Here is a 15,733-nt window from a genome sequence, read left to right on the forward strand (position 1 = left end):
GACAACACGATGCCGACAACCGGTATTGGGGGACATGACATGAGATATCTCGTAACCTGCGCGCTCTGCGCACTCGCCACAGCCCCGGCCCTCGCACAGGAGGGTTTCGATCTCGACACGATCACCGTGATCGCCAACCAGACCCAGACCGCGCTCAAGCGCAGCGGCTCCACCGTCGAGGTGTTGCCCGCCGAGGAGGTGCGCGACGCGCCCACGGCCAGATTGGGCGATTTCCTGACCTTCCAGCCGGGCATCTCCGCCTCGGCCAACGGCCCGCTCGGCACCACCTCGACCGTGCGCATTCGCGGCCTCGGCGGGGCCTACGTGCCGGTGCTCATCGACGGTATCGACGTAACCGACCCCGCCTCGAGCGGCGGCGGCTTCGATTTCGGCGGGCTGACCAATGCGGGGCTCGGCCGGATCGAGGTGCTCAAGGGCTCGCAATCGGCGCGCTTCGGGCTCAACGCCGTGGGCGGCGTCATCAATATCCAGAGCCTGCGCCCCACCGAGGACGGCGTCCACGGCTTTGCCGAAGTCCAGGCCGGAAGCTACGATTTCCGCCGGGGCGTACTCGGCCTCACCGCGCGCACCGACCGCACCGATCTTGCCTTCAGCTTCAGCCGGACAGAGACCGACGGCTTTTCCGCCTCCGCTGCGGGCTCCGAGCCGGACGGCTCCGAGGCGCGCCGGGTCAATCTCTACCTGCGCCACCAGTTCACGGACACGTTCGCCGCCGGGCTGAGCGCGCTCCACATCGACAGCGACGCCGAGTTCGACGAGTTCGGCGGCGACGGGACCGCACCGTTTGACGAGTTCAACACCAGCGAGGCTCACGGCGCGCGTGCCTTTGCCGAGATCGCCACCGGGGCTTTCGACCACGAATTGGCACTGAGCTATTTCGAGAGCGACCGCACCTCCTTTTCCAACGGTTTTGCCACGCCATTCGAAGGCGAGCGCCAGCGCATCGACTACCGCGGCAGCTATGATTCCGGCGGCATCTGGTCGTTCAATTTCGGGGCCGACTACACCGAGGAAGAAGATCTCAACCTCGCCATCGACATCACCGGCGTGCAGGGCGAGGTGCTGCTCGCCCCCACCGACGCGGTGGATATCGCCCTCTCCGTGCGCCACGACGACCATTCGGAGTTTTCCGGCGAATGGTCCTCGCGCGCCGCGCTCGCGTGGCGGATCAAGGAGGACTTGATCCTGCGCGCCTCGGCCTCTGACGGGTTCCGCGCGCCCACTCTGGTGCAGCTCGACCCGTTCTTCGGCAACCCGAATTTCCAGCCCGAGACCAGCGAAAGCTACGACCTCGGGATCGAGAAGCGGTTCGAGGGCGACGATTTCGTCCGCGCCACGCTGTTTCGCACGGATATCGACAACCAGATATTCTTCGATGGCACCTCGACCCGCTGTCCCAGCGGATTCGGCTGTTTCGAGACCGGCGATTTCAAGGGCAAGGGAATCGAGCTTTCGGGACAGGTGGCGATCAACGCCTTCCTGACGCTGACCGGTGCCTACACGTATACCGATGCCGAGCAGAACGGTGCTGCCGCCGCCCGCGTGCCCGAACACGACGTGGCCATCGGCCTCGGCGCCGCGATCTCGCCCCGGCTCGACGCGCAGTTCACGGTTCAGCATGTCGGCGGCGTAACGCCGTCGCCCTTTGCCCCGGCGGCGAACAAGGTGGGCGACTATACGCTCTTCCACGTCAACGCCACATACGAGGTCACCGACAGCGTCGATGCCCTGCTCCGCGTGGAAAACCTCTTCGACGAGGATTACGAGACAGCGGGCGGGTTCAATACGCCTGGCCGCGCGGCCTATGCGGGGCTGCGTGCGTCTTTCTAGGCTCATAGCCCTTGGCCTGGCCCTCGCGCTCGCGGGGGCCACGGTCAGCGCCGGCCCGGCTCCTGCCCGTGTCGTGTCGATCAACCTGTGCACCGATCAGTTGGCGATGATGCTGGCCGCCCCCGGACAGCTCGTCTCGGTCTCCAAGCTCGCCGCCGATCCGCACAGCTCAGCGATGGCCCGCGAGGCCCGCGCCTACAAGGCCAACCATGGCCGCGCCGAGGAAGTCTACCTGCTCGATCCCGACCTCGTGCTGGCCGGGGCCTATACCGATCCCGCCACGGTGGGAATTCTGCGCCGGGTAGGGCTGCGGGTGGTGCAGTTCGACACCGTGAAATCTCTCGACGACACCCGCGCACTGATCACAAAAATGGCACGCGTGCTGGGCCACGAAGAGGCCGGCGCAGCGCTCATTGCGGAATTCGATGTGCGGCTAACGAGGCTGCGCGCGGGAGAGACGACCCACAGCGCCGCGATCTACCACCCCAACGGCTACAGCCTGGGCAACGGCACGCTCGCGGACGACATCCTGCGCGCTGCCGGATTCAGCAATGTCGCGCGCGAACTCGGCCTGCGGGGCGGCGGCACGGTGCCGCTGGAGCGGCTGGTCATGGCCGCGCCCGACCTGCTCATTCGCGGCACTCCACTGCCAGGTGCGTCTCGATCCGAGGCGGTGATGACCCACCCGGCCCTCGCCGCCCTCACCGCCGACACCGCCGGCTTGCGCATCACTTCGCCTGACTGGATCTGCGGCACGCCACACGTGCTGGACGCGGTGGAAACGCTCGTCACGGCGCGGGGGGGGCTGCGATGAAACCGCTCGCGCTCTGCCTCTCGGCGCTCGCGACCGCCCTGTTCCTCGCCTCGCTCAGCGTGGGGCCCGCGCACATCGGCGCGCTCGATGGTCTGTCGGCGCTGATCCTTGGCGGCGACGGCCCCGAACCGCTGGTGATGCGCGAGATCCGTCTGCCCCGCGCACTCCTCGGCGTGATGATCGGGGCGAGCCTCGGGATTTCGGGCGCGGCCCTGCAAGGCTACCTGCGTAACCCGCTGGCCGAGCCGGGACTGATCGGCGTGTCGGGCAGCGCCGCGCTGGGCGCGGTGCTGGCCATCCATACCGGCCTCGCCGCCGTCACCACGCTCGCCCTGCCGGTGGCGGCGCTGGCGGGCGCGGGCTCCGGCGTGCTGCTGATCCTGCTGCTGGCGGGGCCGCGCGGCGGGTCGATCACGCTGATCCTCGCCGGGATCGCCATCTCGGCGCTCGCCGCGGCGCTCACCTCGCTGGTTCTCAACCTCTCGCCCAACCCCTATGCCGCCTCGGAAATCGTGTTCTGGATGATGGGCTCGCTCGCCGACCGCTCGATGACCCATGTCTGGCTCGCGGCTCCGCTGATGCTGGCGGGCGGGGTGGCGCTCCTGACGCTGGGGCGCGGGCTCGACGCGCTGACGCTGGGCGAGGACGCGGCCGAGGCAATGGGGCTACGGCTCGCGCGCCTGCGGCTCACGCTGGTGCTGGGCACCGCGGCGATGGTCGGCGCGGCGGTGGCGGTGGCCGGCGCCATCGGCTTCGTCGGCCTCGTGGTGCCGCACCTCCTGCGCCCGCTCGTCGGCGCGCGGCCCTCGCGACTTCTCTGGGCCTCGGGCCTCGGGGGCGCGGCGATGGTGCTCGCCGCCGATATCGCCGTGCGCCTCGTCCTGCCCGAACGCGACTTGAAGCTTGGCGTGCTCACCGCCATCGTCGGTGCGCCGCTCTTCCTCCACCTCATCTACAAGACGCGGGGAGGACAGACATGACCCTGCTTTCCCTGCGCGATCTCTCGGTGCGCCTGCGCGGGCGGTCGATCCTCACGGACGTCACCCTCGACGTGGAGGCTGGCGAGTTTATCGGCCTCATCGGCCCCAACGGCGCGGGCAAGACCACGCTCATGCGCGCGGCCCTCGGCCTGCTGCCGCACGAGGGCACAAGCAGCCTCGCCGTCCTGCCGCCGGCGGCACGCGGGCGGGCTGCGGCGTGGATGCCGCAGGCGCGCGATATTGCCTGGCCGGTCACGGTGGAAACGCTGGTCGCGCTGGGGCGGACGCCGCATGTCAGCGGCTGGCAGGGGATGGGGCCGCAGGATCGTGCCCACGTGGACGCCGCGCTCGAAACGATGGGGCTTGAGCACCTCCGCCACCGCACCGCGACGCGGCTTTCGGGGGGCGAGCAGGCGATGGCCCTCATCGCCCGGGCGCTCGCACAACAGACCCCGCTCCTGATGGCCGACGAGCCGATCGCGGGGCTCGACCCGGCCAACCAGATCGCCACCATGCAGGTCTTTGCCCGGCTGGCGGGCGAGGGCCGCGCGGTCATCGCCTCGCTCCACGACCTCGGCCTCGCCGCGCGACATTGCACGCGGCTCATTCTTCTCGGCGAGGGGGGGCTCGCCGCCGACGGTCCGCCCGCCGAGGTGCTCACGCCCGAAAACCTCGCCCGCATCTTCCATGTCAGCGCCCATTACGCGACCACGCCCCAAGGTCCTGTCTTTCAACCGCTCGAGGTGATCCGATGACCGCGCCCCGCCTCGATCCCCCCTGGCTTTGCCTCGATCTGCCGCACGAGATGCCGGTGCTCAGCTGGGCCGTGAACCGCCCCGGCCTCGTGCGCGCCCGGCGCATCCTGTGGCGCGAGGTGCGCAATGCCGATCTGCCCGAACATCTCGACGTGATCCAGTGGCTCGACGCGCAACTGGCCGCGCGCGGCGCGCGTGACGCGGTCTGTTTTCTAACGTCCTGCGACGTCGCCCGCTTCACCACCGCCGAGGCCGAGGCCGACGGCATCCGCGCACGCGCCGTGGCCACGGTGGGCCTATCCAACGCCGAGTCGGTGGGCACCCGCCTGCCCGCGGCCACCCGTGGCTGGGGCACCATCAACGTCGCGGTGGAGATCGACGCCGGGCTGACCGAGGCCGCCCGCCTCGAGGCGCTCAGCATTGCGACCCAGGCCCGAACCGCCGCAATCATGGCCGCGAAAATACCCCTGCCCACCGGACCCGCCACCGGCACCGGCACCGATTGCATCGCCATCGCCGCGCCCGACGGGACCACGCGCTATGCCGGGCTCCACACAGGCGTGGGCGAGGCCGTGGGCCGCGCCGTGCATGACGCGGTTGCGCGCGGCGTGGCGCTCTGGCAATCCACCGACACCGCCAAGGAGGCCCGTCATGGATGAGACTACTCTCACCGGCTTTCTCGACCGCGGTGGCCCGGCGCTCTGGGTGATCGCCGCGCTTTCCGTGCTGACGCTGGCGCTCATCCTGTGGAAAATCTGGCGCCTGATACTCACCGGCGCGTGGTCGGGCGCGATGACCGAACGCGCGGTGGCGCTCTGGCAGCACGGGCAGGCGACCGAGGCCACATCACTCCTGCGCCCGCGCCGCAGCCTGCGCGCCCGGCTCGCCCTTGCCGCGATGGAGGCAGCACAGGCCACCCGCTGGACCGAGGCGCAGGCACGCGAGGAAACCACCCGCGTGGCCAAGACCCTGCTGAACGAGGCGCGCACCGGCCTGCGCGTGCTGGAACTCATCGCCACCATCGCGCCCCTCGTGGGGCTACTGGGGACGGTGCTGGGCATGATCGCCGCCTTTCAGGCGCTTCAGACGAGCGGCAGCAGCGCCGACCCGTCCGTACTCGCCGGCGGCATCTGGGAAGCGCTGCTGACGACGGCGGCGGGCATGGCCGTGGCGATCCCCGCCTCGATGGCGCTGACCTGGTTCGAGAGCGTGGCCGACCATGTGCAGGCCGACATGGAGGACGCCGCCACCCGCATCTTCACCACGCCGGAGGCGCGGCCATGATGCAGTTCGGCACACCCCGCCACGCCCGCCGCCCGAGCCTCACGCCGATGATCGACGTGGTATTCCTGCTCCTGGTGTTCTTCATGCTGGCTGCGCGCTTCGGCCATGACCTGAGCCTGCCCATGGCCACAGGCGGCGGCGCGACGGTCTATGACGGCCCGCCGCGCCTGGTGGTCATCGGCCACGACAGCCTTGCCCTCAACGGGCAGACCATTGCCCCCGAGGCCCTGCCCGCGGCGCTCGACCCGCTGATGTCCGCACCCTCTGACATCGTCGTGCTGCGCCCCGCCGAGGGCGTACCCCTGCAACGGCTCATCGCGGTGAGCGACAGCCTGCGCGCCGCCGGTCTGAGCCGGATCGTGGTGGTGGAGTAGGCCCATGCAGTTCACCACCCCCCGCCGCCGCCGTGCACCAGAGCCCATCGTGCCAATGATCAACGTGGTATTTCTGCTCCTGATCTTCTTCTTGATGAGCGCGCAGATAACACCCCCCGCCCCCTTCGACGTGACCCTTCCGAAAAGCGCAGACAGAGACCACGCCACACCCACCGACACGCTTTACATGGATGCCAAGGGGCGTCTCGCCTTCAACGAGGCGCGCGGCGACGCGGTGCTCGACGCCCTCGCCGCCCGCGCCACGCCCGACGAGGCCCTGCAAATCCGTGCCGATGCGCGGATGGAGGCGCGCGCGCTGGCCCGGCTCCTGCCGCAACTGGCCGCGCGTGGGATCGCGCAGGTCGAGATCGTGACGGGGGCGAAATGATCCGGGGGCTGGAATTCGCGGGCTTCGTAGCCCTCGCCGCCGCTGTCCATGCCGGGCTCTGGACCGCCGCGCCCGAGGGCGGCGGCGCGGGCGGCGAGACCGGGACCGATACCGCCACGCTCGCCGCCTCCACCCCGCAGATGGCCGCGCTGGTCGAGACCTGGCAGCGCCCGGTCGCGGTGCAGGACGCGGCCCCCGCGCCGCGTCCTGCACCCGCACCGGATACCCAACCCGTGGCGCTACGTCCCGAGGCGGGGCACGCAGCCCCGCCCACGCCGGACGCCCTGCCCGACACCACCCGCGCCCCCCACCGACCGCAGGTGGAGAGCGCACCACTCCCCCTGCCCGTACCGCGCGTAGAGACCCGCGCCCCCTCCGCGTCGCAGCCGCCCGAGGCACCGCAAGAGGCAGCCCCCACGCCCCCGAACCGCCCGGTCCCAACTCCACGTCCCGCCACGCCCGACGCGCCCCGCGCCCCGGCGATGGCAGCCCTGCCACAGGTGGACCGCAGCCCGCCTGCCGTGCAAGCCCCGCCGCCACCGGACACGCGACCCCGGGCGCGCCCCGCCACGCCCGCCCCTGCAAGGCGAGAGGAAGTCGCCCGCGGCACCGGCGGCGCGCAGGCAGGTGGCCAGGCGCAAACCGCCACCCCCGCCCGGATCGACAACGCGACCCGCGCCAGCCTCATGGGTCAGTGGGGCGGGACGATCCGCTCGCGGATCGAGCGGCACAAACGCTACCCATCCGGCACGCGCGCTTCCGGCACCGCGCATCTCGTGCTCGACGTTGCCGCCGACGGGCAGCTCCTCGGCGTGGGGCTACGGCGCTCCTCTGGCGACGCGCGGCTCGACGCGGCGGCGGTCAGGGCGGTCCGCCGCGCCCGCCTGCCCGCCGCGCCCGATCACCTGCCCGGGGCACGCCACCGCTTCAACCTGCCGGTGGCGTTCACCCGCTGATCCCACGCAAGCGTGACTCGCTGCGCCGCATTTCCCCTACATCCCGCGCCCGATCTGCGCTAAGACGTGATGCGCGGCGACGCAGCAAGGAGACCCGCGATGGCCAAGGGGCAGAAACCCGTCAACCTCGCCCTGCAGGGGGGCGGTGCGCACGGAGCCTTCACCTGGGGCGCGCTCGATTTCCTGCTAGAGGACGGACGACTCCGGATCGCCGGGGTATCGGGCACCTCGGCGGGCGCGATGAACGCGGTGGCGCTGGCCGACGGCTATACCCGTGCAGGCCCCGATGGCGCGCGCGCCGCGCTCGACGAATTCTGGCGCTCGATGAGCGCGAGCGCCAGCCACACGCCGCTTCAACGCACGCCGATGGATCATGTGACCGGCAATTGGGGGCTGGAAAACAACCCGTTCTATCATTTCATGAACGCGCTCACTGGCGTCGCCTCTCCCTATCAGCTCAACCCTCTCAACATCAATCCGCTGCGCGACCTGGTCGAGGAGAGCGTGGACTTCGAAATGGTGCGCCAGTGTACGGCATTCGAGCTCTACATCTCCGCCACCAATGTCGAGACGGGCCGGGTCAAGGTCTTCCCGCGCGAGCACCTGACCGTGGACATGGTGATGGCTTCGGCCTGCCTGCCGCATATCTATCAGGCGGTCGAGATCGACGGCGTACCCTATTGGGACGGCGGCTACATGGGAAACCCGGCACTGTTCCCGCTCTACGGCAAGACCGGCACCGACGATATCGTGGTCATCCAGATCAACCCGGTCGAGCGCAAGGGTACCCCGCGCACCGCTCAGGAAATACAGAACCGGATGAACGAGATCAGCTTCAACGCGAGCCTGCTCAAGGAGTTGCGCGCCATCGACTTCGTCGATCGGCTGATCCGGCAGGGCAAGCTCACAGTCGATCATTACCGCCCCGTCAAGGTCCACCTGGTCGAGAACGAGGACACGCTGAAACCGATGGGCGCCTCGTCCAAGATGAACGTGGAATGGGCGTTCCTCACCCGCCTGCGCGATGTCGGGCGCGAGACGGCCGCCGCGTGGCTCGATAGCTGCTTCGACCGGATCGGCGAGGAAAGCACCGTCGACCTGCGCACCATGTTTCAGGGGATCGGCGCGGAGCACCAAGGATAGAGGCGCGGGTCTGCCGCCGCACGCCGCCCTATCCTACGCGATATGGCAGCACCCCGCGCTCGTCGGGCGTGACCTGCAACCGCCGCTCCAGCGGCGGGACCGAGCGCTGGTGGCACTCGGTACGATCGCAGATGCGGCACGAAATCCCGATCGGCTCGAAAGCGCGGGCATTGGTCACGTCCAGATCATCGGCATAGACCAGATCGCCCGCGTGCTTGACCTCGCAGCCCAGCGCGATCGCAAATCGCCGCACCGGCGCACCAAAGCTGCCGCCGGGTTTGCTGACATCGCAGGCAAGGCTGATATAGCGCACCCCGTCCGGCGTCTCGGCCAGCTGCCGCAGGAACCGGCCCGGCGTCTCAAAGGCGCGATGCACGTTCCACAAGGGACAGGCGCCGCCGAAACGGGCGAATTGCAGGCGCGTGGCCGAATGGCGCTTGGTGATCGTGCCCGCCTGATCGACCCGCACGAAGAAGAACGGAATGCCCTTGGCGCCCGGGCGTTGCAGGGTCGAGAGCCGATGACAGACCTGCTCGATCGAGGCACCGAAGCGCAGCGCCAGCACCTCCAGATCGTGGCGAACGGTCTGCGCCGTGCTCAGGAACGCGCCATAGGGCATCAGCGCGGCCCCGGCGAAATAATTAGCCAGCCCCATCTTTGCGATGGCGCGCGCGGCCTCGGACTGGAAGCGCGCGAAATCCAGCGTCGCCTCCAGCAGGTTATCCTGCGTGAGGAGCGCCAGTTGCAGCAAGAGTTGAAAGCGCCGCGTCTCCGCCGGTGCGCGCGCCGAAAGCGTCAGCGTGCTGGTCTCGCGGTCGAAATGGCGCAGCGTGGTGGTATCCGCCTCGGTCACGCCGATCCCCATGTCCCGCAGCCGCGCGCGCGCCAGTACCTCGATCCCGCCCGGTCCCGCGCCCTCGGCCAGCCGCTCGGCGGCGCGGTCCACCGCATCGATGTAATTGTCGCAATAATGGAAGAAATCGCGCACCTCGTCCCACGGGCTTGCCGGGCTGCGCGCATCCTCGCGCCCCAACGCCTCATCGAGGCTCGCCAACCGCTCGTGGGTCTGCCGATAGGCGCGGTGCAACTCCAGGAATGCCCGCGCCAGCGCCGGCGCATTAGAGGCGGTCAGCCGCAGATCGGCCAGTGGCGGCGGTTCGGCACCAAAAACCGGGTCAGCCAGCGCCTCGCGCATGTCAGAGACCAGCCGCTCGGCATCGCCGGTGCTCAGTTCTGTGACGTCAAAGCCGAATTCCTGCGCCAGCGCCAAGACCACGGTTGTCGAGAGCGGGCGGTTGTTGTTCTCCATCTGGTTGAGATATGGCAGCGAGACCCCCAGTTTCGCGGCAAAATCCTTTTGAGTAAGCCCCAGCCGCTGACGCGTTTCGCGCAGCTTGACCCCGGCATAGAGTTTCCGCGTCGCCATGGTCTCGACCCTTCCTTCGCAGATTTGCTTATCTCGCAGAGTAGATTTGCAAATCGGTCAGAGCAAGCGCCTAGACTGACGCGCGCGCACTGCCCACGCAGTTATGGATAACTAGTGAAATATCGATTTTTTAACATTTTTACCCCGCAAGTTTCTTACGGAGCGGGCGTAGAGATTGATAATCAAAAACTCACACGCCGATCTTCGGCCCCGGGCATTCCAGCGGCTCACGCGATTTGCGCACCTCGTAAAGCTCGATCATCGGCGTCTCGCCCTCGAACCGCGCCACCAACCTCCCGGTTCGGCGCTCGAAGCTCCAGCATTGCGGCTCGGATCGGTTCTCGTAGACGAAGCAGATGAGCGAACCTTGCGCATACCAGTACCCCTCCTGACATTCGCCATCGAGAAAGGACCACCGCACCCGACGTCCGGGCAGGTACTCCTCGGCACCATAGGGCTCCTCACCCTCGGCCCCGTAATAGAAGGTGTGCCCGCGCGTGTAGGTATCAAATTCGTCTGCGCCCATCCCGGCCAGGGAAGGGCCAGCCAGAACGAAAGCAAGGACAAAGGAAATCAGGCGCATAGTCTCAGCTTGCCAGATCGCCGGCCGCCACGCCACCGGTTTCGCGCCACCGCGCCGCCCGCCGGTCCATCATCCGCCGCCAGAGCGGCGGCACCAGCGCCACCACCGCGCAAACCGGCAGGGAATGCGGCAATATCGGCATGGCGTCAGGCGCGAGCTGCAACGCCGGAAAGGGCCGCGACGGCGTCACGTGGTGGTCGGAATGGCGCGGCGCGTTGAGCGTCATCGCCGAGGAATACCAATGCGGCGCGTTCCACGAATGCGCCGGGCCCACGGGTTCCATCCGCCCGTCCGCACGCCGTATACGGCGTAGCCCGTAATGCTGCACGTAATCCGACAGCAGGATCTGCACCTGCGCATACCCCGCGATAACGCCAAGGGAAACAACGCCTTGCCATCCCCAGAACACCGCTGCACCCGCCAGCATCGCCGCCGCCCCGCCAAGGTAGAGCGCATAAGGGTGCCGCCAGACCGCACCGCGGTGGCGGCGCGTCTCGGCATCCAGCCCGGCGCGGAACGCCCCACCCCAGGCCCGCAATGCGTAGCGATAAAACCCCTCGCCGGGGCGCGCGCTGCTCGGGTCATCGGCGGTGGCGACGTGAACATGATGAACATGCAGATGCGCGCTCGCATGGTGACCGAATAGCAGCGAGGTATAGATGAGCCGCCCCAGCCGCCGCTTCGCCCGTGCGCCGCGATGGATCAGCTCATGCGCCACCGGATGCCCGATCTGCCCGGCCACCAGCCCCGCCGCAACCGCCAGAAGGACCCGCCCGGCCAGGTCGAGTCCGCCCGCCCCGGCCACCCCGCGCACGGCCAGCGCCAGCACCACGAAATGCCCCGCCCCCAGCACGACCAAGAGCCTGTCACCACCGGGAAACTCGGCCTGCGGATCGGCGTTAACCATGCCGCGCGCCTTGAGCCGATCAAGGCAGAACACGAACACCGTCACATACCCAACGGCCAGCCAGCCCCACACCCCGCCCCAAAGCGCGGCGAGCGCCACCAGCACCAGTGGCAAGGATGCGGCGAGCGCGAAGAGAAACATGGGCCAGCCCCGGCTTGTGATTTGCCTTTGACGTGCGCAGATTACCCTGCAAACCATGGTACGCACAGGGCGCAACCCGTTAAAACATGCGGCATTACACGGCAAGACAACGCATCCGGCGCCGCAAATGTCGCTTTTGGTCCCGCCATGACGCGACCGGAGGGATATGGCTTCGTCAGCGACGCAGGAGGACAGCGCAATGGCACTCGACGAACGCAAGGGCGTCTGGAAATCCGGCAAGGGCAAGGGACGGCACACGCCCAAGGGCCGCCAACTCGAGGATCAGGCCTGGGAGGAGGTGCGCGCGCTTCTCGGCGACGCCCCCCGGCGGCGCGACCTGCTGATCGAATACCTGCACCTGATCCAGGACGAATACGGCCACCTGTCGGCGGCGCATCTGCGCGCGCTGGCCGAGGAAATGCGCATCGCACAGGCCGAAGTTTACGAGGTGGCGACGTTCTACGCGCATTTCGACGTGGTGAAGGAAGGCGAGACGCCGCCCCCTGCGCTGACCATCCGGGTGTGCGATTCGCTATCCTGCGAACTCGCGGGCGCACAACAGCTCAAGGCCGCGCTCGAGGACGGGCTCGACCCGTCAGAAGTGCGCGTTATGCGCGCGCCCTGCATGGGCCGCTGCGATACCGCGCCCGTGCTGGAACTGGGCCACAATCATATCGACCACGCCACGCCGGAAAAGGTGCAGGCCGCCGTCTCCTCTGGTGACACGCACCCGCATATTCCACAATATCAGACATTTGCGGACTACACCTCAAGCGACGGATATGCCACCCTGCGTGCCCTGCGCGCAGGCGGTGATTTCGAAACCGTGCAGCAGACGCTGCTCGATTCCGGCGTCCGAGGCCTTGGCGGCGCGGGCTTCCCCTCGGGCAAGAAGTGGGGTTTCGTCCGCGCCGAGGCGGGGCCGCGCTACGTCGCCGTCAACGGCGACGAGGGTGAGCCCGGTACCTTCAAGGATCGCTTTTACCTCGAACGGGAACCTCATGTTTTTCTTGAAGGAATGCTGATCGCCGCCTGGGTGGTGGAGGCCGAGCGCTGCTTCATCTACATGCGCGACGAGTACCCTGCCGTTCTGGAGATTTTGCGCCGTGAAATCAAGGTGTTGGAGGACGAAGCTCTCATTGAACCCGGGTATGTCGAGCTGCGCCGCGGTGCGGGCGCCTATATCTGCGGCGAGGAATCGGCGATGATCGAGTCGATCGAGGGCAAACGCGGGTTGCCACGCCATCGCCCGCCTTTCGTCGCTCAGGTGGGCGTCTACAACCGCCCCACGCTCGTCAACAACGTGGAAACGCTCTACTGGGTGACGCGGGTTCTGCGCGAGGGCGGCGATATCCTGTCGGGCGTCGAGAAGAACGGGCGCAAGGGCTTGCGCTCCTACTCGGTCTCGGGGCGGGTAAAGAACCCCGGCGTGCACCTTCTGCCCGCGGGCTCGACCATCAGCGACATCATCGAGGCGGCAGGCGGGATGCTCGATGGGCATGAATTCAAGGCCTACCAGCCGGGCGGCCCCTCCTCGGGGCTCCTGCCCGCCTCGATGAACGACATCCCGCTCGATTTCGACACGTTGCAGCCGCATGACACCTTCATCGGGTCGGCGGCGGTGGTGGTGCTCTCGGATCACGACCGTGCGCGCGACGCCGCGCTCAACATGCTGCGCTTCTTCGAGGATGAAAGCTGCGGGCAATGCACGCCCTGCCGGGTGGGCTGCGAGAAGGCGGTGAAGCTCATGCAGGCCGACCGCTGGGATCAGCCGTTGCTGGAGGAGCTGTGCGGCGCGATGGCCGACGCCTCGATCTGCGGGCTGGGCCAAGCAGCCCCCAACCCGATCCGGCTGACCATGCGGCATTTCCCCGAGGAAATCTGAGGGCCGCACGGGCTTCCATATGCCGCCGATCCGAAGTAGGGATCGGGTGATCGGCGGCATGGAGGGCGCATGGCGTTTTTCTCGAAGCTCAAGGAACGGTTGTTCAAGTCTTCGTCGAAGCTCGACGAGGGGCTTGACGCGATCGTGCAGGAGGGCGGCGACCCGCCCGAGCCGGAGCCCCGGCCAGAGCCTGAGCCCCGCCCCGAACCGCCCACCATCCCGCCGCGGCCCGACGAGACCCCGCCGCCCGCGCCGCAGGAGGCCCCCATTGAGCGTCCCGAGGAGGTGCCGCCGCCACCCTCCGAGGCCACGGCCACGCCCGCTCCGCTGGAAATCCCGGTCGACCCAGCCCCTTCGGACGCCCCGCGTGCGGGGTTTCTCGGTCGGCTGCTTGGCCGCGGTGACGCCCGCGGCGCCCCGCGCCGGGTGCTCGACGACGACATGCTCGAAAGCCTCGAGGATCTGCTCATCACCGCCGACATGGGCGTCGATACCGCCACCCGCGTCACCGCCAACATGGCCGAGGGGCGGATGGGCCAGCGGCTTTCCTCGCGCGAGATCAAGAGCATCCTCGCGCGGGAGATCGCACGCATCATGGAGCCGGTGGCGCGCCCCATGCCGCTCTATTCAAAGCGCCCGCAGGTGGTGCTGGTGGTGGGCGTCAATGGCTCGGGCAAGACCACCACAATCGGCAAGCTCGCCAGCCAGTTCAAGGCGGCGGGCAAATCCGTGGTGATCGCGGCGGGTGACACTTTTCGCGCCGCCGCCGTCGAGCAGTTGCAGGTCTGGGGCGACCGGGCGGGCGTGCCGGTGATGACCGCGCCCGAAGGTTCCGACCCGGCGAGCCTCGCGTTCGATGCCATGACAAAGGCCGAGGCCGATGGCGCGGACCTGTTGATGATCGACACGGCGGGGCGCTTGCAGAACCGCGCCGACCTGATGGAGGAGCTGGCCAAGATCGTCCGCGTGATCCGCAAGAAGGATCCGGACGCACCACACAACACGCTACTGGTGCTCGATGCCACGACGGGACAGAACGCCCTGAGCCAAGTAGAGATTTTCCTCAAACTCGCCGATGTCTCGGGGCTGGTGATGACCAAGCTCGACGGTACTGCGCGCGGCGGCGTTCTCGTGGCGCTGGCCGACCGCTTCGGCCTGCCAATCCACGCCATCGGCGTGGGCGAGCAGATCGACGACCTCGCCCCGTTCGACCCCGAGGAATTCGCCGCCGCACTTACCGGTCTCGAGCCGTGAGACGGCGGTGCCGGGCTGAACCCCGGCCTACGCGGGCGGCGCGGTGTAGGCCGGGGTTCAGCCCGGCGGCTTTTAGATGAGTGCCTGGCTGATCTCTCTGGAGGGCACCGAGGCCGGCAGCCTGCTGGCCACCACCCTCGCTGTCATGGCGGCCTTTCTGCACGCCGTGTTCGGCGCGCTGCAAAAAGGGCGGCACGATCCGTGGCTGAGCCGCGGCGCGATCGACGCCTCCTACTCACTGATGGCCGCGCCCTTCGCGCTCTTTGTGGTGCCGTGGCCAGAGCCGCATATGTGGCCCATCTTCGCAGGCGCGGTGCTCATCCATATCGGCTACAAGGTGTTGCAGGCGATGGCCTATTCGCGCGGCGCCTACACTGTGGTCTATCCGGTGGTTCGCGGCACCGGGCCGCTCTTTGCCGTTATCGGCGCGTGGCTCCTCTTTGGCGAACGGTTCACGCCGACGCAATGGCTGGGCGTCGCGGTGCTTTTGTCGGGTATCTACGGGCTCGCGATCTACAACCTGCGCTTCTACCCGCTGCAGCGCGACACGCTGCGGATGGCGCTCGGCCTTGCGGTGGCGACGGGGCTGTTCGTGGCACTCTACACCACCTATGACGCCTACGGCATCCGCGCGAGCGCCGATCCCTTCACCTTTCTCGCGTGGTTCTTCATGTTTGACGGTTTGTCGATACTGCCGCTGGCATGGCGCCGATGGCGCGCGATGCCGGTGCGGCCCGCGCCCGGGCCGCTGGCGGTGCGGGGGGTGACGGGCGGGCTGGTGGCGTTCCTATCGTTCGGCTCGATCATGCTGGCCACCCGGCTCGACAAGGTGGGCGAGGCGGCGGTTCTGCGCGAGACCTCTACGGTCTTTGCCGCGTTGATCGGCTGGCTGGTGCTGCGAGAGACGGTCGGGCCGCGGCGCATCGCGCTCATGGGGTTGATCGCGGCTGGGGCGGTGATAGTTGAATTCGGCGGCTGAAACAGGAGATGTC

16 protein-coding genes are annotated in these 15,733 nt (G+C 68.3%); 13 read left to right on the forward strand and 3 right to left on the reverse strand.

Annotated elements, in window-relative coordinates:
- Nucleotides 1-39: 39 nt before the first annotated feature.
- The 10 genes from CRJ03_RS13725 to CRJ03_RS13770 all read left to right on the forward strand — a co-directional run bounded on the left by CRJ03_RS13725 (nucleotide 40) and on the right by CRJ03_RS13770 (nucleotide 8,545).
- On the forward strand, nucleotides 40-1,851 hold the full coding sequence (locus CRJ03_RS13725; protein WP_165375319.1) for a TonB-dependent receptor plug domain-containing protein: 1,812 nt from the start codon (nucleotides 40-42) through the stop codon (nucleotides 1,849-1,851).
- Nucleotides 1,838-2,665: an ABC transporter substrate-binding protein gene (locus tag CRJ03_RS13730; protein WP_240611675.1), complete on the forward strand. Its 828-nt coding sequence runs from the start codon at nucleotides 1,838-1,840 to the stop codon at nucleotides 2,663-2,665. Before CRJ03_RS13725 ends, CRJ03_RS13730 begins: the two co-directional genes overlap by 14 nt.
- Entirely contained in the window at nucleotides 2,662-3,645 is a 984-nt protein-coding gene (locus CRJ03_RS13735) for a FecCD family ABC transporter permease (RefSeq protein ID WP_104019442.1), read from the forward strand. The genes CRJ03_RS13730 and CRJ03_RS13735 overlap by 4 nt, the downstream gene beginning before the upstream one ends.
- Nucleotides 3,642-4,400 (forward strand): ABC transporter ATP-binding protein, encoded by a 759-nt coding sequence (locus tag CRJ03_RS13740; RefSeq protein ID WP_104019443.1) that lies wholly within the window; start codon nucleotides 3,642-3,644, stop codon nucleotides 4,398-4,400. The genes CRJ03_RS13735 and CRJ03_RS13740 overlap by 4 nt, the downstream gene beginning before the upstream one ends.
- The gene (locus tag CRJ03_RS13745) at nucleotides 4,397-5,059 is read left to right on the forward strand and encodes an adenosylcobinamide amidohydrolase (protein ID WP_104019444.1); all 663 of its coding nucleotides are present in this window, start codon (nucleotides 4,397-4,399) and stop codon (nucleotides 5,057-5,059) included. Before CRJ03_RS13740 ends, CRJ03_RS13745 begins: the two co-directional genes overlap by 4 nt.
- Entirely contained in the window at nucleotides 5,052-5,684 is a 633-nt protein-coding gene (locus CRJ03_RS13750) for a MotA/TolQ/ExbB proton channel family protein (protein ID WP_104019445.1), read from the forward strand. The genes CRJ03_RS13745 and CRJ03_RS13750 overlap by 8 nt, the downstream gene beginning before the upstream one ends.
- Nucleotides 5,684-6,058 (forward strand): ExbD/TolR family protein, encoded by a 375-nt coding sequence (locus CRJ03_RS13755; RefSeq protein WP_104019634.1) that lies wholly within the window; start codon nucleotides 5,684-5,686, stop codon nucleotides 6,056-6,058. Before CRJ03_RS13750 ends, CRJ03_RS13755 begins: the two co-directional genes overlap by 1 nt.
- 4 nt (nucleotides 6,059-6,062) lie before the next feature.
- Nucleotides 6,063-6,446: an ExbD/TolR family protein gene (locus tag CRJ03_RS13760; protein WP_104019446.1), complete on the forward strand. Its 384-nt coding sequence runs from the start codon at nucleotides 6,063-6,065 to the stop codon at nucleotides 6,444-6,446.
- On the forward strand, nucleotides 6,443-7,402 hold the full coding sequence (locus tag CRJ03_RS13765) for a TonB family protein (protein WP_104019447.1): 960 nt from the start codon (nucleotides 6,443-6,445) through the stop codon (nucleotides 7,400-7,402). The genes CRJ03_RS13760 and CRJ03_RS13765 overlap by 4 nt, the downstream gene beginning before the upstream one ends.
- Nucleotides 7,403-7,501: 99 nt before the next feature.
- Nucleotides 7,502-8,545: a patatin-like phospholipase family protein gene (locus CRJ03_RS13770; protein WP_104019448.1), complete on the forward strand. Its 1,044-nt coding sequence runs from the start codon at nucleotides 7,502-7,504 to the stop codon at nucleotides 8,543-8,545.
- A gap of 28 nt (nucleotides 8,546-8,573) precedes the next feature.
- Here the strand turns inward: CRJ03_RS13770 and CRJ03_RS13775 are convergent, their stop codons facing one another.
- From CRJ03_RS13775 to CRJ03_RS13785, 3 genes are all read right to left on the reverse strand, one after another.
- The gene (locus CRJ03_RS13775) at nucleotides 8,574-9,971 is read right to left on the reverse strand and encodes a helix-turn-helix domain-containing protein (RefSeq protein ID WP_104019449.1); all 1,398 of its coding nucleotides are present in this window, start codon (nucleotides 9,969-9,971) and stop codon (nucleotides 8,574-8,576) included.
- Between the two features lie 190 nt (nucleotides 9,972-10,161).
- The gene (locus CRJ03_RS13780; protein ID WP_240611676.1) at nucleotides 10,162-10,497 is read right to left on the reverse strand and encodes a hypothetical protein; all 336 of its coding nucleotides are present in this window, start codon (nucleotides 10,495-10,497) and stop codon (nucleotides 10,162-10,164) included.
- Nucleotides 10,498-10,558: 61 nt separating this feature from the next.
- Nucleotides 10,559-11,602, reverse strand: a complete 1,044-nt coding sequence (locus tag CRJ03_RS13785; RefSeq protein WP_104019451.1) for an alkane 1-monooxygenase — start codon at nucleotides 11,600-11,602, stop codon at nucleotides 10,559-10,561.
- 199 nt (nucleotides 11,603-11,801) lie between these two features.
- Here CRJ03_RS13785 and CRJ03_RS13790 point away from each other — a divergent pair, with 199 nt between their 5' ends.
- From CRJ03_RS13790 to CRJ03_RS13800, 3 genes are all read left to right on the forward strand, one after another.
- A complete protein-coding gene (locus CRJ03_RS13790; RefSeq protein ID WP_104019452.1) occupies nucleotides 11,802-13,487 on the forward strand; it encodes an NAD(P)H-dependent oxidoreductase subunit E in 1,686 nt (561 codons plus the stop codon).
- Between the two features lie 69 nt (nucleotides 13,488-13,556).
- Nucleotides 13,557-14,741, forward strand: a complete 1,185-nt coding sequence (gene ftsY / locus CRJ03_RS13795; RefSeq protein ID WP_104019453.1) for a signal recognition particle-docking protein FtsY — start codon at nucleotides 13,557-13,559, stop codon at nucleotides 14,739-14,741.
- 76 nt (nucleotides 14,742-14,817) lie between these two features.
- Nucleotides 14,818-15,720 carry an EamA family transporter gene (locus tag CRJ03_RS13800; RefSeq protein WP_104019454.1) on the forward strand — a complete coding sequence of 301 codons (903 nt, stop codon included), beginning with the start codon at nucleotides 14,818-14,820 and terminating at the stop codon, nucleotides 15,718-15,720.
- Nucleotides 15,721-15,733 lie beyond the last annotated feature (13 nt).

The organism is Roseovarius nitratireducens (assembly GCF_002925845.1).
GTDB classification, from domain to species: Bacteria; Pseudomonadota; Alphaproteobacteria; order Rhodobacterales; family Rhodobacteraceae; genus Roseovarius; species Roseovarius nitratireducens.

Bases quoted from the DNA above. Each gene is read 5' to 3' on its own strand.
- CRJ03_RS13770 (WP_104019448.1), top strand. From the start codon at position 7,502: ATGGCCAAGGGGCAGAAACCCGTCAACCTCGCCCTGCAGGGGGGCGGT.
- CRJ03_RS13735 (WP_104019442.1), top strand. From the start codon at position 2,662: ATGAAACCGCTCGCGCTCTGCCTCTCGGCGCTCGCGACCGCCCTGTTC.
- CRJ03_RS13740 (WP_104019443.1), top strand. From the start codon at position 3,642: ATGACCCTGCTTTCCCTGCGCGATCTCTCGGTGCGCCTGCGCGGGCGG.
- ftsY (WP_104019453.1), top strand. From the start codon at position 13,557: ATGGCGTTTTTCTCGAAGCTCAAGGAACGGTTGTTCAAGTCTTCGTCG.
- CRJ03_RS13725 (WP_165375319.1), top strand. From the start codon at position 40: ATGAGATATCTCGTAACCTGCGCGCTCTGCGCACTCGCCACAGCCCCG.
- CRJ03_RS13745 (WP_104019444.1), top strand. From the start codon at position 4,397: ATGACCGCGCCCCGCCTCGATCCCCCCTGGCTTTGCCTCGATCTGCCG.
- CRJ03_RS13765 (WP_104019447.1), top strand. From the start codon at position 6,443: ATGATCCGGGGGCTGGAATTCGCGGGCTTCGTAGCCCTCGCCGCCGCT.
- CRJ03_RS13750 (WP_104019445.1), top strand. From the start codon at position 5,052: ATGGATGAGACTACTCTCACCGGCTTTCTCGACCGCGGTGGCCCGGCG.
- CRJ03_RS13790 (WP_104019452.1), top strand. From the start codon at position 11,802: ATGGCACTCGACGAACGCAAGGGCGTCTGGAAATCCGGCAAGGGCAAG.
- CRJ03_RS13800 (WP_104019454.1), top strand. From the start codon at position 14,818: ATGAGTGCCTGGCTGATCTCTCTGGAGGGCACCGAGGCCGGCAGCCTG.
- CRJ03_RS13760 (WP_104019446.1), top strand. From the start codon at position 6,063: ATGCAGTTCACCACCCCCCGCCGCCGCCGTGCACCAGAGCCCATCGTG.
- CRJ03_RS13775 (WP_104019449.1), bottom strand. From the start codon at position 9,971: ATGGCGACGCGGAAACTCTATGCCGGGGTCAAGCTGCGCGAAACGCGT.
- CRJ03_RS13780 (WP_240611676.1), bottom strand. From the start codon at position 10,497: ATGGGCGCAGACGAATTTGATACCTACACGCGCGGGCACACCTTCTAT.
- CRJ03_RS13785 (WP_104019451.1), bottom strand. From the start codon at position 11,602: ATGTTTCTCTTCGCGCTCGCCGCATCCTTGCCACTGGTGCTGGTGGCG.
- CRJ03_RS13755 (WP_104019634.1), top strand. From the start codon at position 5,684: ATGCAGTTCGGCACACCCCGCCACGCCCGCCGCCCGAGCCTCACGCCG.